This is a genomic window from Nocardia sp. IFM 10818, assembly GCF_054655275.1.
Map to the genome: position 1 here is coordinate 8224706 of NZ_BAAHJH010000001.1, position 25519 is coordinate 8250224.

Annotated in this window: 23 protein-coding genes; 12 read left to right on the top strand and 11 right to left on the bottom strand. The window is 68.5% G+C overall.

Going from position 1 to position 25519, the window contains the following annotated elements; translation table 11 throughout:
* Positions 1-35 precede the first annotated feature (35 nt).
* Positions 36-809 (bottom strand): LLM class F420-dependent oxidoreductase, encoded by a 774-nt coding sequence (locus ACYQ5L_RS38055; protein WP_459963074.1) that lies wholly within the window; start codon positions 807-809, stop codon positions 36-38.
* 185 nt (positions 810-994) lie between these two features.
* Here ACYQ5L_RS38055 and ACYQ5L_RS38060 point away from each other — a divergent pair, with 185 nt between their 5' ends.
* Positions 995-2074, top strand: coding sequence for an ABC transporter ATP-binding protein (locus tag ACYQ5L_RS38060; protein WP_459963075.1), 1080 nt, complete (start codon positions 995-997; stop codon positions 2072-2074).
* A gap of 25 nt (positions 2075-2099) precedes the next feature.
* On the opposite strand, the gene ACYQ5L_RS38065 is transcribed toward ACYQ5L_RS38060, so the two are convergent.
* Positions 2100-2591 carry a winged helix-turn-helix transcriptional regulator gene (locus tag ACYQ5L_RS38065; RefSeq protein ID WP_459963076.1) on the bottom strand — a complete coding sequence of 164 codons (492 nt, stop codon included), beginning with the start codon at positions 2589-2591 and terminating at the stop codon, positions 2100-2102.
* A gap of 130 nt (positions 2592-2721) precedes the next feature.
* On the opposite strand from ACYQ5L_RS38065, the gene ACYQ5L_RS38070 reads away from it, so the two are divergent.
* A complete protein-coding gene (locus ACYQ5L_RS38070) occupies positions 2722-3891 on the top strand; it encodes a thiolase family protein (protein WP_459963077.1) in 1170 nt (389 codons plus the stop codon).
* Here ACYQ5L_RS38070 and ACYQ5L_RS38075 read toward each other — a convergent pair.
* The 3 genes from ACYQ5L_RS38075 to ACYQ5L_RS38085 are packed head-to-tail and all read right to left on the bottom strand — an operon-like array spanning position 3876 to position 5790.
* The gene (locus ACYQ5L_RS38075) at positions 3876-4874 is read right to left on the bottom strand and encodes a helix-turn-helix transcriptional regulator (RefSeq protein WP_459963665.1); all 999 of its coding nucleotides are present in this window, start codon (positions 4872-4874) and stop codon (positions 3876-3878) included. The two genes, ACYQ5L_RS38070 and ACYQ5L_RS38075, sit on opposite strands and share 16 nt — an antisense overlap.
* 1 nt (position 4875) lies before the next feature.
* Positions 4876-5211: a hypothetical protein gene (locus ACYQ5L_RS38080; protein WP_459963078.1), complete on the bottom strand. Its 336-nt coding sequence runs from the start codon at positions 5209-5211 to the stop codon at positions 4876-4878.
* A gap of 48 nt (positions 5212-5259) precedes the next feature.
* Positions 5260-5790 (bottom strand): hypothetical protein, encoded by a 531-nt coding sequence (locus ACYQ5L_RS38085; RefSeq protein WP_459963080.1) that lies wholly within the window; start codon positions 5788-5790, stop codon positions 5260-5262.
* Positions 5791-6739: 949 nt separating this feature from the next.
* Between ACYQ5L_RS38085 and ACYQ5L_RS38090 the strand changes: the two genes are divergently transcribed.
* Complete coding sequence (locus ACYQ5L_RS38090; RefSeq protein ID WP_459963081.1) at positions 6740-7726, top strand: o-succinylbenzoate synthase; 987 nt, start codon at positions 6740-6742, stop codon at positions 7724-7726.
* 127 nt (positions 7727-7853) lie between these two features.
* Here the strand turns inward: ACYQ5L_RS38090 and ACYQ5L_RS38095 are convergent, their stop codons facing one another.
* The 4 genes from ACYQ5L_RS38095 to ACYQ5L_RS38110 form a co-directional block, all read right to left on the bottom strand.
* On the bottom strand, positions 7854-8315 hold the full coding sequence (locus ACYQ5L_RS38095) for a hypothetical protein (protein ID WP_459963082.1): 462 nt from the start codon (positions 8313-8315) through the stop codon (positions 7854-7856).
* Between the two features lie 32 nt (positions 8316-8347).
* Positions 8348-9586 carry a DUF6745 domain-containing protein gene (locus ACYQ5L_RS38100; protein WP_459963083.1) on the bottom strand — a complete coding sequence of 413 codons (1239 nt, stop codon included), beginning with the start codon at positions 9584-9586 and terminating at the stop codon, positions 8348-8350.
* An 86-nt stretch (positions 9587-9672) separates the two neighbouring features.
* Positions 9673-10212, bottom strand: a complete 540-nt coding sequence (locus ACYQ5L_RS38105) for a TIGR04338 family metallohydrolase (protein ID WP_459963084.1) — start codon at positions 10210-10212, stop codon at positions 9673-9675.
* A complete protein-coding gene (locus tag ACYQ5L_RS38110) occupies positions 10209-11042 on the bottom strand; it encodes a DUF2786 domain-containing protein (RefSeq protein ID WP_459963086.1) in 834 nt (277 codons plus the stop codon). Before ACYQ5L_RS38110 ends, ACYQ5L_RS38105 begins: the two co-directional genes overlap by 4 nt.
* A gap of 146 nt (positions 11043-11188) precedes the next feature.
* Here ACYQ5L_RS38110 and ACYQ5L_RS38115 point away from each other — a divergent pair, with 146 nt between their 5' ends.
* The 6 genes from ACYQ5L_RS38115 to ACYQ5L_RS38140 all read left to right on the top strand — a co-directional run bounded on the left by ACYQ5L_RS38115 (position 11189) and on the right by ACYQ5L_RS38140 (position 18017).
* Positions 11189-12490 (top strand): ABC transporter substrate-binding protein, encoded by a 1302-nt coding sequence (locus ACYQ5L_RS38115; protein WP_459963087.1) that lies wholly within the window; start codon positions 11189-11191, stop codon positions 12488-12490.
* 85 nt (positions 12491-12575) lie between these two features.
* On the top strand, positions 12576-13565 hold the full coding sequence (locus ACYQ5L_RS38120) for a carbohydrate ABC transporter permease (protein ID WP_459963666.1): 990 nt from the start codon (positions 12576-12578) through the stop codon (positions 13563-13565).
* A gap of 65 nt (positions 13566-13630) precedes the next feature.
* Positions 13631-14530: a carbohydrate ABC transporter permease gene (locus tag ACYQ5L_RS38125; protein WP_459963088.1), complete on the top strand. Its 900-nt coding sequence runs from the start codon at positions 13631-13633 to the stop codon at positions 14528-14530.
* Between the two features lie 198 nt (positions 14531-14728).
* Complete coding sequence (locus ACYQ5L_RS38130) at positions 14729-16927, top strand: transglycosylase domain-containing protein (protein ID WP_459963089.1); 2199 nt, start codon at positions 14729-14731, stop codon at positions 16925-16927.
* 203 nt (positions 16928-17130) lie between these two features.
* Positions 17131-17586, top strand: a complete 456-nt coding sequence (locus ACYQ5L_RS38135; protein WP_379197415.1) for a GyrI-like domain-containing protein — start codon at positions 17131-17133, stop codon at positions 17584-17586.
* Between the two features lie 5 nt (positions 17587-17591).
* Positions 17592-18017 carry a GyrI-like domain-containing protein gene (locus tag ACYQ5L_RS38140; protein WP_459963091.1) on the top strand — a complete coding sequence of 142 codons (426 nt, stop codon included), beginning with the start codon at positions 17592-17594 and terminating at the stop codon, positions 18015-18017.
* A 302-nt stretch (positions 18018-18319) separates the two neighbouring features.
* Here ACYQ5L_RS38140 and ACYQ5L_RS38145 read toward each other — a convergent pair whose 3' ends face one another.
* Together ACYQ5L_RS38145 and ACYQ5L_RS38150 are read right to left on the bottom strand one after the other, a co-directional pair.
* Positions 18320-19420: an inositol-3-phosphate synthase gene (locus tag ACYQ5L_RS38145; protein WP_459963092.1), complete on the bottom strand. Its 1101-nt coding sequence runs from the start codon at positions 19418-19420 to the stop codon at positions 18320-18322.
* Positions 19413-19970 (bottom strand): PadR family transcriptional regulator, encoded by a 558-nt coding sequence (locus ACYQ5L_RS38150; protein WP_379197421.1) that lies wholly within the window; start codon positions 19968-19970, stop codon positions 19413-19415. Before ACYQ5L_RS38150 ends, ACYQ5L_RS38145 begins: the two co-directional genes overlap by 8 nt.
* Positions 19971-20189: 219 nt before the next feature.
* On the opposite strand from ACYQ5L_RS38150, the gene ACYQ5L_RS38155 reads away from it, so the two are divergent.
* The 3 genes from ACYQ5L_RS38155 to ACYQ5L_RS38165 all read left to right on the top strand — a co-directional run bounded on the left by ACYQ5L_RS38155 (position 20190) and on the right by ACYQ5L_RS38165 (position 25225).
* Positions 20190-20603, top strand: coding sequence for a DUF5318 domain-containing protein (locus tag ACYQ5L_RS38155; protein WP_459963093.1), 414 nt, complete (start codon positions 20190-20192; stop codon positions 20601-20603).
* A 236-nt stretch (positions 20604-20839) separates the two neighbouring features.
* A complete protein-coding gene (locus ACYQ5L_RS38160; RefSeq protein ID WP_459963094.1) occupies positions 20840-23551 on the top strand; it encodes a transglycosylase domain-containing protein in 2712 nt (903 codons plus the stop codon).
* 99 nt (positions 23552-23650) lie between these two features.
* Positions 23651-25225: a glycosyltransferase family 87 protein gene (locus tag ACYQ5L_RS38165; protein WP_459963667.1), complete on the top strand. Its 1575-nt coding sequence runs from the start codon at positions 23651-23653 to the stop codon at positions 25223-25225.
* Positions 25226-25519 lie beyond the last annotated feature (294 nt).

Consider the following 25519-nt stretch of genomic DNA (forward strand, 5'->3'; position numbering starts at 1 on the left):
CCTAGTGGGGGTGGTGGACATGTCCAGAGTTGCGGTCAGTCAGAGTTCTGGTCGCGCCAGCGAATGGCTTCCTCGACCCCGCTCAGGTCGTACTTCGGGCCACTGGAACCGATCGTGAACAGCGACACTCCCTGTTCCACGTACGCCGCCGCCTGCTCCGGACCCGGCCAGCTCACCGACTTCTCGATGGCCGCGGCATCGGCGCCGACCTCCGCGCAGTGCTCGGCCAGGATGCCGGTCTTGCGCCGCAGCACCTCCAGATCGGCGAAGCTGTGCCAGATATCGGCGTACTGGGCGACCAGGCGCAGCGTCTTCCGCTCACCGCCGCCGCCGATGAGGAGGGGGATATCGCGGGTCGGCTGCGGGTTCAGCTTGGCCAGGCGGTCGGTAATGCGGGCCAGGTAGTCCTTCAGCAGCGCCAATCGCGTTCCGGGCGTACCGAAGTCGTAGCCGTACCGGTCGTAGTCCTTCTGGAACCAGCCCGCGCCGATGCCGAGGATCAGGCGGCCGTTGCTGATGTGGTCGACCGTGCGCGCCATATCCGCGAGCAGATCCGGATTGCGGTAGCCGCCGCCGGTGACCAGCGCACCGAGCTCGACCCGTTCGGTCTGTTCGGCGATGGCGCCCAGCATGGTCCAGCATTCGAAGTGCGCGCCCTCGGGATCGCCGGTCAGCGGATAGAAGTGGTCCCAGTTGAAGACGATGTCGACGCCGGCGTCCTCGGCCCGGCGCACCGCATCGCGAATCAATCCGTAATCGGGCGCGTGCTGCGGCTGTAGTTGAACTCCGATACGAACCGGTCGGCTCATGTACATCCTCTTTTCAGGGATCCGGCATCGCGAGACCCATTCGAGGCTACTGCGTTCACATCCACTCCGCCCGGACTGTTCGCCCGCCGCGAACTACCATCGTGGCCGGAACCGGCACGCCGCCGGGCCCATCCCTCTACAACGGATCGTCCGGCACGTTCCTGCCGGTGAAGGGTTGCACCACCATGGCAACAGTGACTTTCGACCAGGCCACCCGGCTGTACCCGGGCTCGGCCAAACCCGCCGTCGACCAGCTGAATCTGGAGATCGCCGATGGCGAATTCCTGGTTCTGGTCGGCCCCTCCGGCTGCGGCAAATCCACCTCGCTGCGCATGCTCGCCGGGCTCGAGGAGGTGAGCGACGGCCGGATCCTCATCGGGGACAAGGACGTCACGCACGCCGAGCCCAAGGAACGCGATATCGCCATGGTGTTCCAGAACTACGCGCTCTACCCGCATATGAGCGTGGCCGAGAACATGGGCTTCGCCCTCAAGATGGCCAAGGTCGCCAAGGCCGAACGCGATCAGCGGGTGCGCGAGGCCGCCAAGCTCCTCGACCTGGAGCAGTACCTGGACCGCAAGCCCAAGGCGCTCTCCGGAGGTCAGCGCCAGCGCGTCGCCATGGGCCGGGCCATCGTGCGCCAGCCCCAGGTGTTCCTCATGGACGAGCCGCTGTCCAACCTGGACGCCAAACTGCGCGTGCAGACCCGCACCCAGATCGCCCAGCTGCAGCGCCGTCTCGGCACCACCACCGTCTACGTCACCCACGACCAGGTCGAGGCCATGACCATGGGCGACCGCGTGGCCGTGCTCAAGGACGGCCTGCTGCAGCAGTGCGCCTCCCCGCGCGACCTGTACCGCAATCCCGCCAACCTGTTCGTGGCCGGTTTCATGGGCTCCCCCGCCATGAACCTGTTCACCCTGCCGATCGAGCAGGGCGTCCTCATGCTGGGCGGCTGCCCGCTGCCGCTGCCCCGCTCGGTCGCCGATGCCACCGGCGGCACCGTGGTGGTCGGCATCCGGCCCGAGCACCTCGAGCCCACCGGCAATGGCACCGGCATCGCCATGGAGGTGGACGTGGTGGAGGAGCTCGGCTCCGACGCCTACATCTACGGCCGCACCCTGGGCGCGGTCGGCGGCGACGAAACCATTGTGGCGCGCGCGGATTGGCGCAACCCGCCCGCCAAGGGCACCCGCCTCAATCTCGGGGCCGGGGCGGAGCACATCTACTTCTTCGATCCCGCCGACGGCCGCCGGCTCAACTGATCCATCGCATCGGCTGGCGTCGCCCTCACGTGCGGGGGCGGCGCCAGTTCTTGTTCACGCGGACGCGCAGATTCTCCAGCGGCACTTCGTGTCCGGCGGCGCTGCGCAGTTCGACGCGCACCGGTTCGCCGGTCGAATCCTCGAGCCGCTCCAGCGGCGGGGTGCCGTCCTGCAGGTATTCGTCGCCCCATTGCCACAGCGCGACCACCGCGGGGAGCAGATCCGAACCCATTCTGGTGAGCACGTATTCGTGCCGGGTGCGCTTGCCCTCTTCCCGATAGGGCCGCTTCTCCAGCAGCCCGGCCTCGGTCAGCTTGCGCAGCGCGCTCGACGCGGCCGCATCGGTGATGCCCAGCCGGCTCGCGAAACCGTCGAACCTGCTGGTGCCGTAGTAGGCCTCGCGCAGGATGAGCATGGCCGACCGGGTCCCCACGATGTCCAGCGCTTTGGCGATGGAGCATGCGTCGGGCTTCCACGCGCTCAGGTCTTTGAGCGGTCCTTCGAGTACCAGCGGCATGGTGCACATCATACCCAAGCTGACTTGCCTCCAGTATTGTCAGCTCCTACGCTGGCTTTAGAGCAACGAAGCCAGCCGGGGCTTCGGGGGCTGCGCCCCCGACTCCCCCACCCTTCTGAAAGGGATCTCCATGAGAGACGCAGTCATCGTCGAGGCGGTACGCACTCCGATCGGCAAGGGCAAGGCCACTGGGGCCCTGCACGGCGTGCATCCGTCCGATCTGTTCGCGCACAGCCTGCGGGAAGTGGTGCGCCGCAGCGAGATCGATCCGGCCCTCATCGACGATGTGATCGGCGGCGTGGTGACCGCCGTCGGCGAACAGGGCTCCAACCTCACCCGCCGCGCCGCCCTGGCCGCGGGCTATCCCGAATCCGTCCCCGCCACCACCGTGGACCGCCAGTGCGGCAGCAGCCAGCAGGCCATTCACTTCGCCGCACAGGGCGTCATCGCCGGGGCCTACGACATCGTGGTCGCCGGCGGCGTGGAATCCATGAGCCGAGTTCCCATGGGCGCCAATCTCCTCGGCGCGGAGGACGTCAGCGGCGTCGGCTTCGCCGAGCGGTACCCCGAGGGCCTGGTCCCCCAGGGCATCAGCGCCGAGCTCATTGCCGCCAAATGGGGCCTGACCCGCACCCAGCTCGACGAGTTCGCCCTCGCCAGCCACGAGAAGGCCGCCGCCGCAACCAAGAACGGCTCCTTCGAATCCCAGCTGCTCCCGCTCGCCGGACTCACCGCCGATGAGGGCATCCGGGTGGGCAGCACCCTGGAAACCCTCGCCGGCCTGCGGCCCGCCTACTACAGCGAGGAGATGGCAGCCCGCTTCCCGCAGATCGGCTGGAACATCACCGCCGCCAATGCCAGCCAGATCAACGACGGCAGCTCGGCCGTCCTGATCATGACCAGTGAGCGCGCCGCCCAGCTGGGCTTCCGCCCGCTGGCCCGGCTGCACAGCTTCGCCGTGGCCGGCGACGATCCCCTGCTCATGCTGACCGCCGTCATCCCCGCCACCCGAAAGGTGCTGCGCCGCAGCGGACTCGACCTCTCCGACATCGACCTCTTCGAGGTGAACGAGGCCTTCTCCTCGGTGGTCCTGGCCTGGGCCGAGGAAACCGGCGCGGATATGTCCAAGGTCAATGTGAATGGCGGCGCCATCGCCCTGGGCCACCCCCTCGGCGCCTCCGGCTCCCGCCTGGCCACCACCCTCGTGCACGCCATGCACGAGCGCGGCGCCCGCTACGGCCTGCAAACCATGTGCGAGGCAGGCGGTCTGGCCAACGCCACCATCTACGAACGCCTCTGACCCGCACCCGGCCCGCCGCTCGCCTCGGCACAGCGGCGGGCCAACCGCGCGAAGGCCTCCCGCAGGAGAGGCGGCCCGACGACCTCGATATCGGCGTCGAACCGGCCGAACGCGGCGGCCAGCGCGGGCCATGACCACGAGCCCAGCACGACCCGGCAGCGGTCCAGTCCGAGCGCCTCCACCAGGCCCTCGCGGGTGAATTCGAGAACGACCGCGGCGGGGAGGTCGAGAATCACCTCACCGCGGCACGGCCAGCCGCCGGTGCCCTCGGAGCCCTGGAACCTGCTCGCCACGAACGCGGCCACGTCCCCGCCCGGCAGCGCACGCGGATCGAAACGCGGGCCCGTGGGAATGCGCGGGGTGATCCGGTCCGCGCGGAAGATGCGCCAATCCTCGCGATCGAGGTCCCAGCCGACGAGATACCAACGCCCGCTCCAGGTTACGAGGTGGTGCGGCTCCACCCGGCGGGGCGGTACGAGGGAGCCGTCCGTCTCGGCTCCCGCCCCCTGGGCATAGTCGAACCGCAGTACCTCGCACGCGTGCACGGCCGCGCCGAGTGCCATGAGCACCGCGCTGCCGACCTGCGGGTCCGGCAGAACCTCGGGGCCCGGCACGGCGGTGACCTCGAGCATGTCGATCCGGCGCCGCAAGCGCGCGGGCATGACCTGTCGGACCGTGGTCAGCGCCCGCGCCGCGGCCTCCTCGATTCCCGCCCCCGAGGTAGTGGCCAGCTGTAATGCCACCGCGAGCGCGACGGCCTGATCGTCATCGAACAGCAAGGGCGGCAATTCTTTTCCGGCATCCAGCCGGTATCCCCCGTCCAGACCCTTGATCGCCGCGATCGGATACCCGAGCTCACGCAGGCGATCGACATCGCGGCGCACCGTGCGCGGGCTGATGCCCAGCCGATCGGCGAGCAATGCTCCCGGCCAGTCACGGCGGGACTGGAGCAAGGAGAGCAGCGCTCGCGTGAAAGCCGTTATCTCACACCGATATCGCGACCATCGCAGCCAGTAGACCCAGCACCCACGAAAAGGCCAGCAGCGGGAAGGCCACCAGCGCCGTCGGCCACGCCCGCTGCCCCGATCTGCGCGCCTGAAGCATCCAGAGCGGAACGACCATGAGGGTCACCACAATCCCGAACCAGGCGATCGCGTACGCGACGGGCAGGTACCGGGCCTGCCCCGGCTCTCGGACCAGGCCCTCGTACTCCGGGACGAAGGCCGCCAGCACCCAACCCGCGGCGCACGCGAACAGGTAGATCAGCGCCGCGGCAACAAGATCGGCCCAGCCCCATGGCGGCCGCCACCACTCCGCCATACCTCCAGCATCCCCGGTCTCCGGGGGATGCGCCATTATCCGCGGGACTCACACGAGGAAGAATCCGATCGCACCGCACACGAGGATGATCGGGAGCGCGAGGGCGGACCAGATCCAGGCTTTGCGGCCGGTCATGGCGGCGACGGCGGTGACGACGAGCGCTCCCATCAACGCGAGGGACATGCCGCCGCCGGCAATGAGCAGGCCCAGCAGAGCCGAACTCGGCGGACGCTGCACCACGCAGTCGACCGAGAAGTCCCGCGCCACCACGGTGCACTTGTTGTGGACCAGGTCGAAGACCTTGCCGAACAGGGCATAGGACCAGCCCGCGACCGCGATGATGTCCACCACGAACAGCAGTGCGCCCAACAGCACGTCCTTGCGGCGCAGCGATGCGGACGCGCCCCGCGGCGCGGCTTCCGCGGCGGAATCTTCTGGGCCGCTGTCCATTCGGGCAATCGGCGCGCGCTGGGTGGGGCCGTCGGCATCGAAGGATTCACCGATGGTCACCGGATACTGCTGCGGCAGTTCACCACTCGTATTCGGCCCGAAAGCCGGCGCACCCGGAGCGCGCTGCACGGGCAGGCCACCCGTTCCCGGTCCGCGCTGCACAGGCAGACCACCCGTCCCCGGTCCGCCCGGATGTGACGGCGGGCCACCGGGACCCGGCGCCCGCGAGCGGTCACCCGGCCCCTGAGGAGGTGCGCCACCCGGACCATGCCCCGGACCGCCCGGACCTCGTGCAGGTCCATTCGGACCTCCCGCGGGTCCGCCCGGACCTCCTGCGGGGCCGTCCGGACTCTGCGGGCGCTGCGGGCCACCGGGCATCGGATGCCCAGGGCCGCCCGGGCCCTGCGGACCGCCCGGCCCCCGCGGATGTGCGGGAGCGCCCTGATCCTGCGGACCACCCGGCCCCCGCCCATGTGGGGGAGCACCTTGATCCTGCGGACCGCCCGGCCCTCGCGGATGTGCCGGAGCACCCTGATCCTGCGGGTGCCTGGGGCCCTGCGGAGGCGGACCACCCGGGCCCTGCGCTCCTTGTGGACCACCCGGGACCTGTGGACCACCCGCACCCTGCGGTCCCTGATGACCACCCGGCCCCTGTTGCCCCTGTTGCCCGCCCGGGCCTCGAGAGCCTTGCGGACCGCCCGGTCCCTGCGGACGGCTCGGCCCTTGCGGATTGCGTGGTCCGCCCGGCGGCTGTGGTTGACCCTGCCCGCCCGGATGCCGGGCCTGGGCCGGATCACCCTGCTGCGGTGGCAGATCCGGACCGCCCGAGATGCGGATCTGGCCCGGGTCGCCGAGGCCGCGCGGGTAGGGCGCATCGCCCGGGCCGGGTACGGAATTCGACCGGGGATTGTCCGCACCGGGACGCCGCGGTTCATTGGGCGGGTACATATCGCTGGGCTCCCCCGGTGTCGATGGTCGGTCTCTCGCATTCTGTCCTCGCCACGGGCCCGCCGCCACCCCGTTACCCGCTACCTGGCCGAAGTCCGCCGGATACCCGCCGCGAGTAGGCTCCCCGGCAATGACCGAGAGCGCCTCCGCACCCGATTACGACGCCGCGATCGTCTACGCCATTCCCTTGCGAACCCGGTTCCGCGGGATCATGGTTCGCGAGGGCATGCTCATTCCCGGGCCGAACGGCTGGGGCGAATTCTGTCCCTTCCCCGAATACGACGACCGCGAGGCCGTCGCCTGGCTGGCCACCGCCGTAGAGCAGGCGACGATCGGCTGGCCGGAACCGGTCCGCGATCGGGTGCCGGTCAACTGCATCGTGCCCGCCGTCGGCCCCGAACGCGCCCGTGAGATCGTCGCCGCCTCGGGCTGCCGCACCGCCAAGGTGAAGGTCGCCGACCACCCGGACTCGCTGTCCGAGGACCTCGACCGGGTGGCCGCGGTACGCGACGCCCTCGGCCCCGGCGGCGCGGTCCGCGTCGACGCCAACGCGGTGTGGGATGTGGACACCGCCGTCGAACGGATCAAGCAGATCGACAGGGCGGCAGGCGGTTTGGAATACGTCGAACAACCCTGCCGCACCGTCGAGGAACTCGCCGCCGTCCGCCGCCGCGTGGACGTGCGCATCGCCGCCGATGAATCCATCCGGCGTGCGGAGGATCCCCTGCGCGTGGCAGTGGCGGGCGCGGCCGACGTCGCCGTCCTGAAATGCACTCCCCTCGGTGGCGTCCGCCGCGCACTTCAGGTCGCCGAGGCCGCCGGCCTGCCCTGCCTCGTCTCCTCCGCGCTGGAAACCAGCCTCGGCCTCGCCGCCCAGATCGCCCTGGCCGGAACACTTCCCGACCTCGATTTCGCCTGCGGCCTGGACACTTTGTCGCTGTTCACCGGCGACCTGGTGACCGACTCGGTGCGCCCGGTGGACGGATACCTGCCCGTCCCCCGGCACGCACCGGTCCCCGACCCGGAACTGCTGAACCGATATCAGCACCCCGACCCCGAACGCGTCACTTGGTGGCGTGACCGTCTGACCCGTGTCCGCGCACTGCTGGCCACCTGAGCGCGTACACAGAAGCCTCACCCGTCATCCGGCACGCGCCCTCACCCGTCATCCCGGCATGCTTTTGGCCGGGATCTCCTACGGTGCTGCGGATTCCGGCCAAGAGCACGCCGGAATGACGAGGAACTCAGTCCGCGATGAGGGCGGTGCGCCGGTGACCCCTGGCCCCGGAGGTGCTCTCGCGCTGGCGACGGATCAGGTAGTGGCCGGGAGCGATGCCGCTGCCGCCGTGCTCCGGGTGGAGGAGGTAGGCGATGTCCTTGGTGTCCAGGCAGCCGAGGGCGAGCCCCTCACTGTCATGGACACGGGTCGTCCAGCGGCAGCTGCCCGGATCCGCCACCAGGACATGCGGGTTCGCGCAGCTGCCGCCGCGGATGATCTCGACCCCGGCCGGGGGCACTTCGGTCCAGCGCACGCTGGGTACGCGCACCTGCGGGAGCAGATCGAGCGGAATGACGATCAGATCGCCTTGAGCTTGGATACCGGCGAGGACCGGGATGCCGGCTTCGCGGTCCACGTGGTCCAGAACCTCCACGCCGGTGCGGGCGGTGAGATCGGCGAGGGTTGGCGCGGTACTGGTTGAAGTCACGGTAATCACCTCGGGTATAGGAAGGTTCGTATTCAGGTGCGGCGCAGCAGCTCTGCGTACTGCGCACCGGAGAGCCCGTAGGTCCATCCGGCGGCCGCCAGCGCATCGTCGAAGCCGCCGGGCACGTTGAGGCCGTAGCGGCGACGGGTGCCGTCGCGTTCGCGGGAACCGTTGACCACCAGCAGCAATCGGGTAGTGCCGCGCCAGCCACGGTCGGGTGATTCGTAAAGTCGCAATTCGGCACCCGGATTCCCGGGATCGGGCGCGTGCGACAGCAAGGTGAGCCCGGTCTGTTCGATATAGGGATCCCAGCCGATGCGTTCGATCGCGGCGCGGCGCACCTCGATACTCGGCGTCTCCCGGATCCGTTCGATAGTCGGCGCGGTCATCACCCACTCCGGCACCGGCGTCCCGTGCAGCACGAAAATTCCTGCACCATCGGCGAATTCGACCGCACGGCACTGATCGTGGTGCAGCCTCACCTCACCTGACAGCGCCCCCGCCTGCGGTTCGGTATACACCGCGATCGGGCGTTCGGCCATGACGCATCGACGCGGTCCAGGCCACCACCAACCCGTCGACCGGCCCAGCTCCGCCCAGTGCGCCAGCTGCTGCGCGGCATCGCGGCGATAGCCGAAAAGCCCAGCCGTCTGGCAGATATCGAAGAACGCGGTCTCCCACAGGTCATACCGCTCGTATCCGGCAATGCCGCCGCTGTTCCCCGCTTCGCCGAGCAATGCGGTCCGCAGCGGCCGATACACGCTGTCGGCCAAGGTTTCCCGCAATGGCTGGTGCACCACCGCCTCCAATACGCGACGGACCGAGACGCCCGCGTCGAGCATTTCCCGGGGCGTCATGGTGGTGAGCTCACCCAGAGAGACAGCGGCGCCGAACATCATCCACCCGTCCGTGGGCTCGATGCGCGCCATTATCCGATGCCGCATTTCGGATCTCAGGACGATCAGTCGCTGCAGGAGCGGCCATTGCCGAATGGGTTTGCCGTGGTCCGGGCGACCCAGTCCATCCGGCAGCCTGCTCGGATCCGACCGGAGTACTTCGGCTGCTGCCGTGGGCGAGGGCACCCACACGAATTCCGGTGGTGGTTCACCCAATAGCCGGTACAACTCGGTGACGGCATGCTCGGCCGCATCCCGATCGGCTGGTTCTGTGGATAGTCCGATGCGCAGCCATTCATCCCGCAGTCGACATGCGGTCTCGACTCGATCGGCCAGGGGAATCCCGCGGGCATTGCGCCGCTGCGGGGATGACACGGGGGTCACCGCTTCGAGGCGGTGGCCGCCTTTCCGTAGAAGGAGATCATGTTTTCGATCATGACATCGGATTCCGGATCACGCAATCAGGCGATGCGCACGCCACAGGAGTACATAGTGGTGCGCAGCAGCAGCGCGGCCTCGGGGCCGATGATGCCGTCCACCAGATCCAGGTAGCGGGCGCAGAATTCGGGGCCGTGCGCGGCGGTCTCGGACCGGGCGGGTTCGAGATGGTGGGCGAGTTCGTGCAGGATCACCAATTCTCTGAGCGCCCAGGCATTTCGGCGGTGCACCAGGCTGTCGGCGCGGTTGACGCTGCGCAGCGGGACGGCCAGCACGGCGCCCTCGACCTCGTAGTGCGCGGCCTCGGCCCCGGCGCGCGCCCGGACGGTCACCGGTTCGGCGGCCCGATCCCATTGCGCGCGTACCCAATTCAGCGCCAGCACGCGATCGACGTAGGTCTGCACCGATGCCACCGAGCCGAACCGCCGCTCGATCGGCAGGGTCAGGTTCGACCCGTGCATCTCGATGGTGCGCGTCCCGAACTCGTCGGCCCGGTCGAACATGCGCCGCACCAGCTGTTCGGCGTCGTAGACCCGCGACCGCTGCGCATCCCGGACGCTCACCCCGCGCCCCGGGGGAGTTGCCCGCGCGCCCCGCCCAATTCGGCGGATTCGCTCAATCGGGCGGCGCGTCCGGCGCGATCCCCCGCCCGCCGGGCCGCCGCCGAATACCCGGCGGACTCCTGCGGCCCGCGCCAGGTGCCGCGCGCCTCGGAGGTGCTGGTGTAGAAGTCGACGAGTTCGAGCTCCTTGTTGCGCAAGGCCAATGCCGTGCCCGTGCTCGTGCCGGTATCGGTGCGCACGGCCTCGGCTTCCACCTCCGCCTTCACCTCGGCGAGGCGGCGGCCGATGCGCTCGGCGAAGGCCATCTGGAAGTTCAGCCGGGCGGTGACCGCCGCGACCGGCGCCTGCACCTTGCGCTGGACCTTCCGGCCGAAGCGGGATTCGACCACGATCTTCTCGGTGGTGGCGCTCCGGTAGGACCCCGATTTGATGTAGTGGTCCGAGGCCCGCACCATCTGCACCAGCAGGCTCGTGTACAGCGATTCGCAGGTGTCGATATCGGAGTCGAATCCGTAGGCGTACACCGTGGTCGAGGTGCGGGTCACATCACAGCGCACGTCATTGGCCGTGGCGATGGCCACGAACAGCTGCACATAGGTGCGCAGCCCGCGCTTGCCCGCCGCGCCGATGGGGATGACCCGCTGTACCGGGACCGGCCGCCGCTCCCGGCTCGCGATGTGCGCCCGCGCCACCGTCAGATCGATGGCCGAGCGAGTCGCCAGCCTCTGCGCCGCCGCGAGGAAGGCCTCGGCTTCGTGTTCGTTGTCGGTGGATTCGGCCTGGCGCAGCAATCCGCCGATTCGGGTGAGGAGTTTGTCCTGGGAAGCCATCGGCACCCAGCCTAGCTGGGCCTATACGCGCCGCGGGTGGTGCGAAGTCCGAGGTAGTCCCGGCGCGGGGAACCTCCACCATGTATCTTCCCTTGTGCAACCGGCTGAGTGTGCTGCCGCTCACGTCTCGATCTGGAGTATCCGCGATGGTGTTGAAAAAGGTGTCGTCCCTACGATCGTCGCTCGTGCCGCGTGCTGCCATAGCGGTCACGTCGGCGGCGCTGCTAGCGGCGACTTTCGCCGCAGGCTGCTCCAGCGACAGTGGTAGCAACCCCACCTCGCAGAACCTCACCGGCCGCGGCCCGATCACCTATGTCGAGGGCAAGGACACCACCGAGACCGGTGCGGTCAAGCAGCTCATCGAGCGCTGGAACGCCACCCACCCGGATGAGAAGGTGACGTTCAAGGAGCAGTCCAACGACGCCTCCCAGCAGTACGACGATCTGGTGCAGCATCTGCAGGCCAAGTCGGCGGACTACGACGTCATCGCCATGGACGTGCCGTGGACCGCGGAGTTCGCCGCCAAGGGCTGGATCCAGCCGCTGAAGGACTCCTTCGCCATCGACACCTCGACGCTGCTGTCGCCGCCGGTCGCCTCGGCCACCTACAACGGCACCCTCTACGCCGCGCCGCGCAATACCAATGGCGGCCTGCTGTTCTACCGCAAGGATCTGGTGCCCGAGCCGCCGAAGACCTGGGCGGAGATGCTGTCGCACTGCCCGCAGGCCAAGGCCGAGAACATCGGCTGCTACGCCGGGCAGTTCGCCCCCTACGAGGGTCTGACCGTGAACGCGGCCGAGGTCATCAATGCCTTCGGCGGCAGCTTCGTGGGCCCGGACGGCAAGTCCCCCACCGTGAACAGCCCGCAGGCCCGCGCCGGCCTGCAGACCCTGGTCGACTCCTACAAGAACGGCGACATCCCGAAGGAGGCCATCTCCTTCAAGGAGCCGGAGAGCCAGCAGGCCTTCGTCAGCGGCAAGCTCATGTTCATGCGCGGCTGGCCGTCCTCCTACGGTGACGCCGGCTCGGACGCCTCGGCGGTGAAGGACAAGTTCGGCGTCGCCCCGCTGCCCGGCAAGGACGGCATCGGCGCCTCGACCCTGGGTGGCTACAACGCCGCCATCAGCTCCTTCTCCAAGAACAAGGCCACCGCGCTGGATTTCCTGCGCTTCCTGATCTCCGAGGACGCCCAGCACATCGTGGCCTCGGGCGCGCTGCCGTCGGTGCGGGCCTCGGTCTACGACGACCCGGCGCTGATCGCCAAGATGCCGTACCTGCCCGCGCTCAAGGAGTCCATCGCCTCCGCCGTGCCGCGGCCGGTCACCCCGTTCTACACCGCGGTGTCGAAGGCCGTGCAGGACAACGCCTATGCTGCCCTGACTGGAACCAAGTCCGTCGACGACGCGATCATCGGTATGCAGAAGGGCATCGAGACCGCCGGGTCGTAGGCCCCGCCTGCCGAGTCTTGTCGCCCGCAGGAGAAGAGAAAAGGTGTCACGTCCTTCGGGAGCGGCCGATGTCGAGCCGCCCGGCATGACCAAGTCGTCCGCGAAACCCGAACCGTCACAGCGCAAGCGCCGAGCCGCCCTGAGCGACTCGGCCAAGGCGTGGCTGTTCGTCACCCCGGTGCTCATCGCACTGGCCGTGGTCATCGGCTATCCGGTCGCCCGCGCCCTGTACATGTCCTTCCAGAAGGACTCCGGGCTGGATCCCGCGACCGGCATGTTCGTGGAGGGCGGCAGCGCCGGCTTCAGCAACTACACGCACTGGCTGCTGCAGCAGTGCACCAACAGCCTCGGTGAGACGGTCAGCTGCCCGACCGGCAATCTCGGCTCGCAGTTCTGGCTGGCCATCGGCGTCACACTGTTCTTCACCGTGGTGACGGTCACGCTGGAGGCCACCATCGGCCTGGGCATGGCCGTCATCATGGGCAAGACCTTCAAGGGCCGCGCCCTGCTGCGCGCCGCCGTGCTGATTCCGTGGGCCATCCCGACCGCCGTCACCGCGCGGTTGTGGGAGTTCATGTTCCAGTACGACGGCGTGGTGAACCGGGTGCTCGGCACCCACATCCTGTGGACCGCCGATGCCTGGCCGGCGCGGTTCGCGGTCATCATCGCAGACGTGTGGAAGACCACGCCGTTCATGGCGCTGCTGATTCTGGCGGGCCTGCAGGTCATTCCGGAGGACGTGTACGAGGCGGCCCGGGTGGACGGCGCCTCGGCCTGGCAGCGGTTCGTGCACATCACGCTGCCGCTGCTCAAGCCCGCGCTGCTGGTGGCCATCCTGTTCCGCACCATGGACGGGCTGCGGTTGTACGACCTGCCGGCCATCATGACGCAGAACAATCCGGCCACCCGGCCGATCTCCGCGCTGGTGGTCGATCAGGTGCGGGTGGGCGCGAACAGCGCCTCGGCCTTGTCGGTGATCACCTTCCTGTTGATCTTCGCCGTGGCTTTCATGCTGGTGAAGGTGCTGGGCGCCAATGCGGTTCGCACCCAGGAAGCACAGCGGGAGGCGCACTGATGAACTCGGCATCGCGAAGCGATTCGGCGGGGGGCGGCGGTCGGGTGACGGCTGGGCGTATCGATATGGCGAAAGGTCCTGCGGGAGCGCCGGTGCCGGTCGCGAGAACCACTGTCCGGCAGTCGGTTCCGTGGACGAAGAGGCTGGCTTCGGGCCGGGTGTACCTGGGCGCGCTGATCGTGCTGATCTGGGGTCTGGGGCCGTTCTACTGGATGGTCGTGACCGCCCTGCGCGATCCGGTCTACCAGTTCGACAACACGCCGTGGCCGACCCACCTCACGCTGGAGAACTTCCGCAACGCCTTCGACACCAGTCGCGGCAACGATTTCGGGCGGGCGCTGGGCAACAGCGTCATCATCGGATCCATCACCACGGTGGTCGCGTTGCTGATCGGCGTCATGGCGGCGTACGCGCTGGCGCGGCTCACCTTCAAGGGCAAGTACCTGGTGTCCGGGCTCATCCTGAGCGCGTCCATGTTCCCGGTGGTGGTGCTGGTGACGCCGCTGTTCCAGCTGTTCACCAATATCGGCTGGATCGGCCAGTACCAGGCCATGATCATTCCGAACATCTCGTTCGTGCTGCCCATGACGGTGTACATCCTGGCGTCGTTCTTCACCGAGCTGCCGTGGGAGCTGGAGGAGGCCGCGCGCATCGACGGCGCGTCGCGGTTCCAGGCCTTCCGGTTGATCATGCTGCCGCTGGCCGCGCCCGCGGTGTTCACCACGGCCATCCTGGCGTTCATCGCGGCGGTCAACGAATACCTGCTGGCGCGACTGCTCTCCAGTGACGCCACCGAGCCGGTGACGGTGGCCGTCGCCCGGTTCTCGGGCAACAATCCGCAGGTCCAGCCGTACGCGGCGATCATGGCGGCGGGCACCATCGTCACCATTCCCCTGGTGATCATGGTGCTGCTGTTCCAGCGCCGCATCATCTCCGGTCTGACCGCCGGTGGTGTGAAGAGCTGACGCCCTAGGCGTGCAGGGGGTCCGGGGGTTAAGCCCCCGAACCCCCTTAGGCCTGCGGCCCGCGGCCCGGCCCCCGGGTCCCTATTCCCGTCGCCAATTCCCCGGACACCGTCGGTGTGTCGTCTAGCATGGGTCGCGCCGCACGCTGATTCGCGGCGTCCTGAAGCAAAGCAAGCTTTTTCGACGCTCCGAAAGGGGATGCTCGTGAGCTCGTCCCGCAAGCGGCGCCGCGGCGAACCGGCGCCGTACGCCACCATGGCCGGGTGGAACGAGCTGGCGACCCAGGCCTCCCGGCGGCCGCCGACACACAGCAAGCCGCGCCGCCGCCCCAAACCTCCCAAACTGCCCGCGTCCAAGATCGCGCCGGGAAAGACGCGCGGACAGCGCATACGACGGGTCCTGCTGGCGCTGTTCTGCATTTTCTTCGTGGTGCCGGCGCTGCTGCTCGGACTGGCCTACTGGAGCGCGGAGATTCCGGATCCGGAAGCGGTGCAGACCAATCAGATCGCCACCATTCTCACCTCGGACGGGCAGTCGGTCATCGCCAAAGTCGTTCCGCCGGACGGCAATCGCACACCGGTTCCGCTGGACGACGTCCCGGAGCACATGCGGCTGGCCATGCTCTCGGCCGAGGATCGCAACTTCTACACCAATCCGGGCTATTCCACTTCCGCCTTCGTTCGCGCGGCGCGGGACAATTTCCTGGGCAAGGAGGACGCCGGCGGCGGCTCCACGATCACCCAGCAGTACGTCAAGAACGCGTTCCTCAGTTCCGAGCGGACCCTGAGCCGCAAGATGCGCGAACTCATCATCTCCGCCAAGATGGCGCGGCAGTGGTCCAAGGACGACATTCTCGCCGCGTATCTCAACACCATCTACTACGGGCGCGGCGCGTACGGCATCGCGGCCGCCGCCAAGGCGTACTTCGCCAAACCGGTCCCGGAACTCACCCTCGCCGAGAGCGCGATCCTGGCCGCGGTGGTGCGCACGCCGTCCATCCTGGATCCGGAGACCCACCTCGATCAGCTGCGCGCCCGCTGGGTGTACGTGCTCGACGGCATGGTGGAGATGGGCGTGCTCAACCGGAACGAGCGCGCCGCCACCCAGTTCCCGGACATCGTCCCGGTCACCGAGCTCAACGACAGCATTCCGCGCGGGCCCGAGGGCCTGATCCGCGCCCAGGTGCTGCGCGAGCTGCGCGACTCCGGCATTTCCGAGTACGAGCTGAATACCGGTGCGCTGCAGATCATCACGACCATCGACGCGCGCGCCCAGCAGGCCGCGCTGGATGCCGTGGGCGGGGTGCTGGGCGGGCAGCCGGGTGAGCTGCGCACCGCCGTGGTGTCCATCGATCCGCGCACCGGCGCGGTGCGCGCCTACTACGGCGGGCCGGACGGCATCGGCTTCGATTTCGCGCAAGCCCCCTTGCAAACCGGTTCCGCGTTCAAGACCTTCGCCGTGCTGGCCGCGCTGCAACAGGGCATCTCGCTCTCGTACAAGATCGATAGCGAACCGCTCACCGTGAACGGCCAGAAGATCCAGAACGTACACGGCGAGTCCTGCGGCACCTGCTCGCTGGGCGAGGCCTTCAAGCGCTCGCTGAACACCAGCTTCTACCGGCTCACCCAGGCGCTGTTCGAAGGCCCCAAAGCCATTGCCAATGCCGCTCACCAGGCCGGCATTCCGGAGCAGATTCCCGGCGTGCCGGGCAAAACGCTGACCGAGGAGGACGGTCCGCCGCTGCCGTCCATCGTGCTCGGCGCGTATTCGGTGCGCCCCATCGATATGGCCTCGGCCTACGCGACACTCGCGGCCTCCGGCGCCTACCGCGCCCCGTACTTCGTGCAGAAGGTGATCACCGGCGACGGCCGCGTACTGCTCGACCGCGAGGCCGACCCGCAGCCCTCCGAACAGCGCATCACCCCCGCCGTGGCCGACACCGTCGCACAGGCCATGCTGCCGATCGCCGCCTACTCCGGCAAACCGCTGGGCGGCGGCCGCGCGTCGGCGGCCAAGACCGGCACCACCCAACTCGGCGAGACCGGCGACAACAAAGACGCCTGGATGGTCGGCTTCACCCCGTCGCTGTCCACCGCGGTGTGGGTGGGAACCGAACAGTCCCAGCCGATTCGGACCGCCCGCGGCGGCGCGATCTACGGATCCGGTCTGCCCGCCGACATTTGGAAGCAGACCATGGACGGGGCCCTGGAAGGCACTCCCGCCGAAGCGTTCCCGAATCCGGAACCCATTCCGGGCTCGCCGCCCAGCAATGCCAATTGGGACATCCTCAATCCCGGTCCCGGCGGCCAGCAGGAGCCGATCGTCATCATCCCGCCGGCGCCCCCGCCGCGTCAGGTGGAAATCTTCCCTGGCCTCAGCATCCCGGTCCCGGGTTAGATGTATTCGCCCACCCCGATTCGGGGGGTGCGGGCCAACGCCCGCGCAGTTGATCATGAAATACAACAACGCGCCCCCACGCGCGCAACGGCGGATATTGTGGAAACCGGCCACCGGTGCCATCGACTCCGGACGACGGTGGCAGGATGCGGGTTGGGAGCAGGGTGGGGTCGGAGACAGCACGAGACATAGGGGCGACGCCGGTGGATTTCAATGTCGTTGAACGCCACGAGACGCTGGTGGCCGGAACGGTGCTACGCAGCCCGGCGCTCGCGGTCGAAGGACCGCGCCGCGCCAAGGTCGAGGAGGCGTGGAAGCGCAACCTCGCCCGCAGCCTGCCCGGACCCCCCGCCACCGCGTATGTCGATCACGCACCCGAGATCGGCTCCTATCTGACCCACATCGTCGGCTACCGGCTGCGCACCCTGGACGACCTGCAGCCCGGCGATGTGCTGGCCCGCATTCCGGCGGGAAAATTCGCCCGCTTCACCCGCAGTGGTGACAATCTGGGCGACACCATCGCCTCCATCTGGCGCATGGTCTGGGATCTCGAGGCGTCGGGCACGCTGGTGCGCGCCTACACCGGGGATTTCGAGCGCTATCCGGACGTCCGGACGGTGGAGGTTTTCGTGGCGCTCGATCCGAGCGCGGAGGGGTAGGGGCCGTGGATTTCGAAATCGTCACCCTGGAGGCGTTCCTGGTCGGCGGGCTCACCATTCCGCTGGCCGGGCGCGAGGTGACCGCGCGCGATCTGGATCTGGTGAACTTCACCTGGGACCGCTATCTGGCCCGTGAGAAGAAGGCCGAACGCGTCGCGGCCTACGTCGGCCAGAACGATCACGCCGTGGCGGTGCTGGGCTACGAGCTCGCCGACCTCGACGGCCTCGACATCGGCGATGTCATGACCCGCATCCCCGCGGGCCGCTACGCCAAATTCGTTGTCTCCGACAAGCCGTACGACCTCCTCCGCACCGCCTGGGCGAAGGTCGCCAAGGCCGAGAACGCGGGCACCATCACCCGCTCCCACGCCGCCGAAATCGAGCGCTACACCGGACCGACGAGCGTCGAGGTCTACGTCTCCCTCGACTGAGGTAGGGAGGTCCTTGAGGGCAAGCCCCCAAACCCCCGAAAAACCAAGGGCGGCCCCGCGATTGAATCGCGGGGCCGCCTTCGAGGTTCGCGGGGCATGCCCACGGCCCCGTGTCTCCGGGGTTCGGGCGCTTGCCCTCGGCTCTCCAGCCTCCTCGGAGGTGTCCGGGGCCGAGCTCCTACCCTTCAGAGTTTCAGGGGCCTGCCCCTGAGCTTCCACCCTTCGGGGTTTCAGGGGCTTGCCCCTGAGCTCCACACCTTCCCGGGGTTTCAGGGGTTTACCCCTGAGAGTTACGAGAGTTGTTATTCGGCCCCGATGATGAAGGCCTCGAGCTGCTCGCGGGCCACGTCGTCGGCGAGCTGCTTCGGCGGGGACTTCATGAGGTACGCGGAGGCCGGGATGACCGGTCCGCCGATGCCGCGATCCTTGGCGATCTTGGCGGCGCGCACGGCGTCGATGATGATGCCGGCCGAGTTCGGGGAGTCCCACACCTCGAGCTTGTATTCGAGGTTCAGCGGCACGTCACCGAAGGCGCGGCCCTCCAGGCGCACGTACGCCCACTTGCGGTCGTCGAGCCAGCCCACGTGATCGGACGGGCCGATGTGCACGTCGTTGGCGCCCAGTTCCTTCTTCAGATTGCTGGTGACGGCCTGGGTCTTGGAGATCTTCTTGGACTCCAGCCGCTCACGCTCGAGCATGTTCTTGAAGTCCATATTGCCGCCCACGTTGAGCTGCATGGTGCGGTCCAGCTGCACGCCGCGGTCCTCGAACAGCTTGGCCATGACGCGGTGCGTGATGGTGGCGCCGACCTGCGACTTGATGTCGTCGCCGACGATCGGCACACCGGCGTCGACGAACTTCTGCGCCCACACCGGATCGGAGGCGATGAACACCGGCAGCGCGTTGACGAAGGCCACGCCCGCGTCGATGGCGCACTGCGCGTAGAACTTGTCGGCCTCCTCCGAACCCACCGGCAGGTAGGAAACCAGCACGTCGACCTTGGCGTCCTTCAGCGCCTTGACCACGTCCACCGGCTCGGCGTCGGACAGCTCGATGGTCTGGGCGTAGTACTTGCCGATGCCGTCGAGGGTCGGGCCGCGCAGCACGGGGACGCCGGACGGGGGCACATCGGAGATCTTGATGGTGTTGTTCTCGCTGGCGAAGATCGCATCGGAGAGATCGAAGCCGACCTTCTTCGCATCCACGTCGAACGCGGCGACGAACTTCACATCGCGCACGTGGTAGGGACCGAACTTGACGTGCATGAGGCCGGGAACGGTGGAGTTCTCGTCCGCGTCCTTGTAGTACTGCACGCCCTGCACCAGCGACGAGGCGCAGTTGCCCACGCCGACAATGGCCACGCGAACTTCGGTGGCGCCCTCAGCCGTGTTGATTTCACTCATGGCCGATATTTCCCTCTTTCTGTGGTGCCGCCTTCGTCGATTGCTCCGCAGCAATCAACTCGTTGAGCCAGCGCACTTCGCGCTCGCTTGATTCGAGACCGAGTTGATGGAGCTGGCGGGTGTAGCGATCCAGTTGCCCGCTGGCTCGTTTGATCGCCTCCCGCAGTCCTTCTCGGCGCTCCTCGACCTGCCTCCGCCGCCCCTCCAGGATCCGCATCCTCGCTTCCGCGGGAGTGCGGCTGAAGAAGGCCAGATGAACGCCGAAGCCGTCGTCGGTGTAGTTCTGTGGTCCGGTATCGGCGAGCAGTTCGTTGAACCGCTCCCGGCCGGTGTCAGTCAGCTGGTAAACCCGCCGCGCACGGCGGGTGGCCAAACCCAGTGGTGTCTCCTCAGCGATGAGGCCGTCCGTCTGCATGCGCCGCAGGGTCGGATACAGCGACCCGTAGGAGAAGGCTCGGAACGGACCTAGCAGGCCGGTGAGCCGCTTGCGCAACTCGTAGCCGTGCATCGGTGATTCGAGGAGCAGCCCGAGGATTGCCAACTCGAGCACCGGGCCTCACCTCCCTGACTGTTCTTCTCAGATCTAACCGATGGATGCAGTTCCAAACTATATCGCGCCGATATAGTTACGCCACTCATGTGGCGGGAGAGGGCCGCGGGGGCCGAAGCCCCCGCACCCCCGAAAGTGAGCGTGCGCTGACTCCGTGAGAACCCTGAGAGTCGATCGGGGGCGTGCGGCGGGCATAGGCCCGCAAGTACTCTGGGTCGCGTGCGAATACAGCGGCAGGTAGTGGACTATGCGCTTCGGCGCCGGTCGCTGCTGGCCGACGTCTATGCGGGGCGGGTCGCGGTCGCGGAAGTGTGCGATGCGAATCCCTATCTGTTGCGTGCGGCCAAATTCCATGGGCGGGGGAGCGAGGTCACATGCCCCATCTGCAGGAAAGAGCAGCTCACCCTCGTAAGCTGGGTCTACGGCGACGGGCTGGGACCGGTCGCCGGCTCTGCCCGCACACCGGAGGAACTGGTGCGGCTGGCCGAGACTCGCGAGGAGTTCTCGGTGCATGTCGTGGAGGTGTGCCGGACCTGCAGTTGGAATCATCTGGTGCAGTCCTATGTGCTGGGCGTGGCCCCGGCGCCGACGGGACGCCGCCGGACCGGCACGCGCCGCACGGCCGCCGAATGAAAGGCCACGTCGACTGCTGATCCGCGGGCACGGAGCACGTGCCCGCCGCGGTGCACGTGACCGCATCGAGCCAACAGGACCGTATTTTCGAGTAGTTATTGGAGATCCAGGCTGTGACATCGCCCTATGACGACGGACCGCACGGCGGCCGCCCCCAGCGCGGCGGTTCGCACTCCGGCCCCGGCGGCTACCCGCCGCCTCGACCGGCAGGTCCGCCCCCCGGGGCACGGCAGCCGATGGGTCGTCCAGGGCAGGGTCCGGGCGCGCCCGGGCGCGGTCCGGTCCCGGGTCCCGGCGGCGTGCCGCCGCGCGGACCCAATGGCCAGCCGCCGCGCGGCCCGGTGCCGCCACAGGGCGGTCAGCCGCGCCGGCCGGTGCCGCCGCCGCAGCAGCGTCCCGGCAATCCGGATGCGACGCGCAAGCTACCCCACCCCAATTCCGATGCCACGCAGAAGGTGAACACGGGAGCGCGACAGGCTGTGCCGGACCACATTCAGCGCGCCGCCGCCTCCGATCGCAATCAGCGCGTGTCCGATCGCAGTGTGCGCGCGGCCGGTACCGGTACCCGCCCGCGCCCGGCCGATGATCGCACCCGTCCGCCGACCGGGCCCAATACGGCCGCGCGCCGGGCACAGGCCGCGGCGCCCGGCGGTCCGCCGCCGCGGCGGCCCGGCGGCGGCAATGGTTCCGGCGGTTCCGGCGGCCGGGGCGGCCGTCCCGCGGGAGCACCGAAGAAGCGTTCGGTGTGGCGGATTCTCCGGCGCATCTGTTACGTGGGCCTGGCGCTGTTCATCGTGGTGCCCAGCACCGCGTTCCTGATCGCGTACTCGACGGCGAGCGTGCCGCAGCCCGGCGACCTGAAGACCAATCAGGTGGCCACCATCTTCATGTCCGACGGCACCTCGGTGCTGTCCAAAGTCGTTCCGCCGGAAGGCAACCGGACCGATGTCTCGATCGACCAGATTCCGCCGGCGGTGCGCCAGGCGGTGATCGCGGCCGAGGACCGGGACTTCTACACCAATCCGGGCTTCTCCATCTCCGGCTTCGCGCGCGCCCTGCGCGACAATGTGATGGGCAAGGCCAGCGCCGGTGGTGGTTCCACCATTACCCAGCAGTATGTGAAGAACGCGCTGGTCGGCAATGAGCGCTCGCTGACGCGAAAGCTGAAGGAGCTGGTGATCTCCGCCAAAATGGCGCGCGAGTGGTCCAAGGACGACATTCTCACCGCGTACCTGAACACCATCTACTTCGGTCGCGGCGCCTACGGCATCGACGCGGCGGCCAAGGCGTACTTCGGCAAGCCGGTGGGCGAGCTGAGCGTGACCGAGGGCGCGGTGCTGGCGGCCACCATTCAGCAGCCGTCCAATCTGGATCCGGAGAAGAATCCGACCGGCGCCAAGACGCGCTGGGAGTACGTGCTCGACGGCATGGTGAAGGCGGGCGACATCTCCGCCGCCGACCGCGCGGGCATGCAGTACCCCGAGGTCATTCCGGCCTCGCAGGCCCAGGGTGACAAGACGCTGGACAGCGGGCCCGAGGGCCTGATCAAGACGCAGGTGCTCAATGAGCTGTCGGCGGCCGGTATCAGCGAGCACGAGCTGAACACCGAGGGTCTGCAGATCACCACGACCATCGACCCCAAGGCGCAGGCGGCGGCGGTCGACGCGGCCACCAGCAATATGCAGGGCGAGCCGGACAACCTGCGCACCGCGGTGGTTTCGGTGGATCCGCGCTCGGGCGCGGTGATGGCGTACTACGGCGGCACCGACGGCCAGGGCTTCGACTTCGCCAATGCCGGTCTGCCCGCGGGCTCCTCGTTCAAGGTGTTCGGTCTGGCCGAGAACCTGGAACTGGGCAAGCCGCTGTCCACGCTGTACGACTCCTCGCCGGTCACGGTGAACGGCATCAAGATCACCAACGTCGAGGGCGAGCAGTGCGGCAACTGCACCATCGCCGAGGCGCTCAAGCGGTCGCTGAACACCAGCTTCTACCGCATGATGCTGGACATGCCGGGCAACGGCCCGCAGAAGATCGCCGATATGGCGCACAAGCTCGGCATCCCGGAATCCATTCCGGGCGTGGGCAAGACGCTCACCGAACCGGACGGCAACGGCCCCAACAACGGTGTCGTGCTGGGTCAGTACCAGGTGCGGCCGCTCGATATGGCCTCCGCGTACGCGACGCTGGCGGCTTCGGGCGTCTATCACGCGCCGCACTTCGTGCAGAAGGTCGTGACCTCCGACGGCACCGTGCTGCTGGACCGCGGCGAGGTCGCCGGTGAGCAGCGCGTCTCGGCCGCGGTCGCGGACAATGTGACCGCCGCCATGAAGCCGATCGCCGCCTGGTCGCGCAACCACCAGCTGGCCGGCGGCCGAGAATCCGCCGCCAAGACCGGTACCCACCAGCTCGGCGACACCGGCCAGAACCGCGACGCCTGGATGGTCGGCTACACGCCGTCGCTGTCCACCGCGGTGTGGGTCGGCACCGAACAGGGCGATCCGCTGCGCGGCACCAGCGGCATGATCTACGGCTCCGGCCTGCCGTCCGACATCTGGAAGGACACCATGGACGGCGCGCTGCAGGGCACGCCGAAGGAAGAATTCCCGAAGCCGGGCGCCATTGCCGGCCAGGCGGGTGTGCCGTCCTGGTCCGCGCCGTACACGCCGAACTCGACCAGCAACGCGCCGCTGGCGCCGCCGGTGATCACGCAGTCGCAGGTGGAAATCCTGCCGGGGATCACGATTCCGGTGCCGGGGCTGGCGCCGAATCCGCAGAACCAGCGGACCCAGGAGCCGCAGCAGGATACGCAGGACAGCGGCCCGCTGCCCGGACAGCCGGTGCAGCCGTCCGACGGGGCGCCGCTGACCACGGTGCCCACCACACCGAACGGGAACGGGGGAACCGGTAATGGGAACGGCACCGGAAACGGCAACGGGCGCAATCGATAGCCTGGCTCTGTGATCGAGCAGGAACTGGTGAACCGGCCGGCGGCCCGCGGGGCGTCGGCCGGTCGCGCACCGGAGGCGGGCGGTGACGGTGTTGCGGAACTGTATGTTTCGCCCGCGCCGCCGGCGGCCGATCTGCGCTCCGCCGACGATCGGGACAAGCCCAGCCGCACCGATGCGCTCACCTCGCAACTGGCCGATGTGATCGGCGGGCCGGTCGGCGACCACGCGGTCATCGGGCGCGTCCGGTTCTGGACGCCCCTGCGGGTGATGATGGCCTTCGCGGTGGTGTTCCTGGCCTTCAGCTGGTTCGGCAAGGCCGCGTGCATCCAGCAGACCGATGTGGACGGCGCGCTCGGGCTGGACTGGAACAACGGCCGGCAGTACACGGCCATGTGCTACTCGGACACGGTGCCGCTCTACGGCGCCGAACGCCTGAACGAGGGCGCGTTCCCGTACAAGAAGAAGTGGACCGAATTCGACGGCAATGGCCGGCCGCAGGTGCGGTACATGGAGTACCCGGTGCTGTCGGGCCTGTTCCAATACGGGGCCATGGGAATCGCCAAGGCGTGGAAGCAGTCTCCGCTGCCGAGCGCGCTGGAAGTGGTCATCTACTTCAATGTGGTGGCGGTGCTGCTGTCCATGGCCTGGCTGGTCACCATCTGGGCCTCGGCGCTGCTCGCGGGCGGGCGGCGGGTGTGGGATGCCGCGCTGATCGCGCTGTCCCCGCTGGTGCTGGTGCATGCCTTCACCAATTTCGACGCGCTCGCAACGGCTTTCGCGGCCGGCGGGCTGCTGGCGTGGGCGCGGCGGCGGCCGGTGCTGGCGGGCATCCTGCTCGGGTTGGGCGGGGCCGCCAAGCTGTATCCGCTGCTGCTGCTCGGCCCGATCCTGATCCTGTGCCTGCGCGCCGAACGCCGGAGCGAGGATTCGCAGACCTTCGGGCCGCTCGGCCCGCTGCGCGTGGGCGGCGCGACCGCGGCGGCGGCGGTCATCACCTGGCTGACGGTCAACGCGCCGATCGCCGTGCTCTACCCGAACGGCTGGCGAGAGTTCTTCCGGCTCAATACCGAACGCCACGCCGACCCGGATTCCATCTACAACGTGATCACCTCGTTCACCGGCTGGACCGGTTTCGACGGCGTTCTCGATCCCGGCGAGACCCCCGCCGTCCTGAACGCGGTCTCCCTGCTGCTGTTCGCCGCCGCCTGCGCCGGCATCGGCTGGATCGGCCTCACCGCCGCCCGCCGCCCCCGCCTGGCACAACTGGCCTTCCTGGTGGTCGCCGCCTTCCTCCTCACCAACAAGGTCTGGAGCCCCCAGTACTCCCTGTGGCTGGTCCCCTTGGCCGTCCTGGCCCTCCCCCAGCGCCGAATCCTCTTGGCGTGGATGACAATCGACGCCCTCGTCTGGGTCCCCCGCATGTACTACTACCTCGGCACCGACAAAAAGGGCCTCCCCGAGCAGTGGTTCACCGGCACCGTAATCCTCCGCGACCTAGCGGTAATCGCCCTCTGCATCCTGGTAGTCCGCCACATCTACCGCCCCGCCGAAGACCCGGTCCGCCGCGACGGCATAGACGACCCCTCCGGCGGCATCCTCAACCACGCCCCAGATCCCGTGCACCCGTGGCTCCCGCCGCTCCTGCGCCCACGCACCCCAACCACGGTGAGTTGAAACAACTCTCGTAACTCTCAGGGGCAAGCCCCTGAAACCCCAGGGAGAGGAAAGCGGGGGCTAAGCCCCCGAACCCCCTTAGGGCTCCGCCCAGGAACCCCACAGGCAGCAGCAACTGCCGCCCCTCGGGCCAGCAGCACCTGCCCCTCGAGCCAGCAGCACCTGCCCCTCGAGCGAGAGCACCTGCCCCTCGAGCGAGAGCACCTGCCCAACCAGCGGAACCCCATCGGGCTCCAGCCACCGAGCCCCCGTACCTCGCGATTGAAGAGACCCCGCGCCTCGGGCGCGGGGTCT

What these genes read in the sequence shown, in the direction of transcription:
- ACYQ5L_RS38055 (WP_459963074.1), bottom strand. Translation starts at nt 809, where the DNA reads ATGAGCCGACCGGTTCGTATCGGAGTTCAACTACAGCCGCAGCACGCG.
- ACYQ5L_RS38060 (WP_459963075.1), top strand. Translation starts at nt 995, where the DNA reads ATGGCAACAGTGACTTTCGACCAGGCCACCCGGCTGTACCCGGGCTCG.
- ACYQ5L_RS38065 (WP_459963076.1), bottom strand. Translation starts at nt 2,591, where the DNA reads ATGCCGCTGGTACTCGAAGGACCGCTCAAAGACCTGAGCGCGTGGAAG.
- ACYQ5L_RS38070 (WP_459963077.1), top strand. Translation starts at nt 2,722, where the DNA reads ATGAGAGACGCAGTCATCGTCGAGGCGGTACGCACTCCGATCGGCAAG.
- ACYQ5L_RS38080 (WP_459963078.1), bottom strand. Translation starts at nt 5,211, where the DNA reads ATGGCGGAGTGGTGGCGGCCGCCATGGGGCTGGGCCGATCTTGTTGCC.
- ACYQ5L_RS38090 (WP_459963081.1), top strand. Translation starts at nt 6,740, where the DNA reads ATGACCGAGAGCGCCTCCGCACCCGATTACGACGCCGCGATCGTCTAC.
- ACYQ5L_RS38110 (WP_459963086.1), bottom strand. Translation starts at nt 11,042, where the DNA reads ATGGCTTCCCAGGACAAACTCCTCACCCGAATCGGCGGATTGCTGCGC.
- ACYQ5L_RS38115 (WP_459963087.1), top strand. Translation starts at nt 11,189, where the DNA reads ATGGTGTTGAAAAAGGTGTCGTCCCTACGATCGTCGCTCGTGCCGCGT.
- ACYQ5L_RS38120 (WP_459963666.1), top strand. Translation starts at nt 12,576, where the DNA reads ATGACCAAGTCGTCCGCGAAACCCGAACCGTCACAGCGCAAGCGCCGA.
- ACYQ5L_RS38125 (WP_459963088.1), top strand. Translation starts at nt 13,631, where the DNA reads ATGGCGAAAGGTCCTGCGGGAGCGCCGGTGCCGGTCGCGAGAACCACT.
- ACYQ5L_RS38130 (WP_459963089.1), top strand. Translation starts at nt 14,729, where the DNA reads ATGCTCGTGAGCTCGTCCCGCAAGCGGCGCCGCGGCGAACCGGCGCCG.
- ACYQ5L_RS38145 (WP_459963092.1), bottom strand. Translation starts at nt 19,420, where the DNA reads ATGAGTGAAATCAACACGGCTGAGGGCGCCACCGAAGTTCGCGTGGCC.
- ACYQ5L_RS38160 (WP_459963094.1), top strand. Translation starts at nt 20,840, where the DNA reads ATGGGTCGTCCAGGGCAGGGTCCGGGCGCGCCCGGGCGCGGTCCGGTC.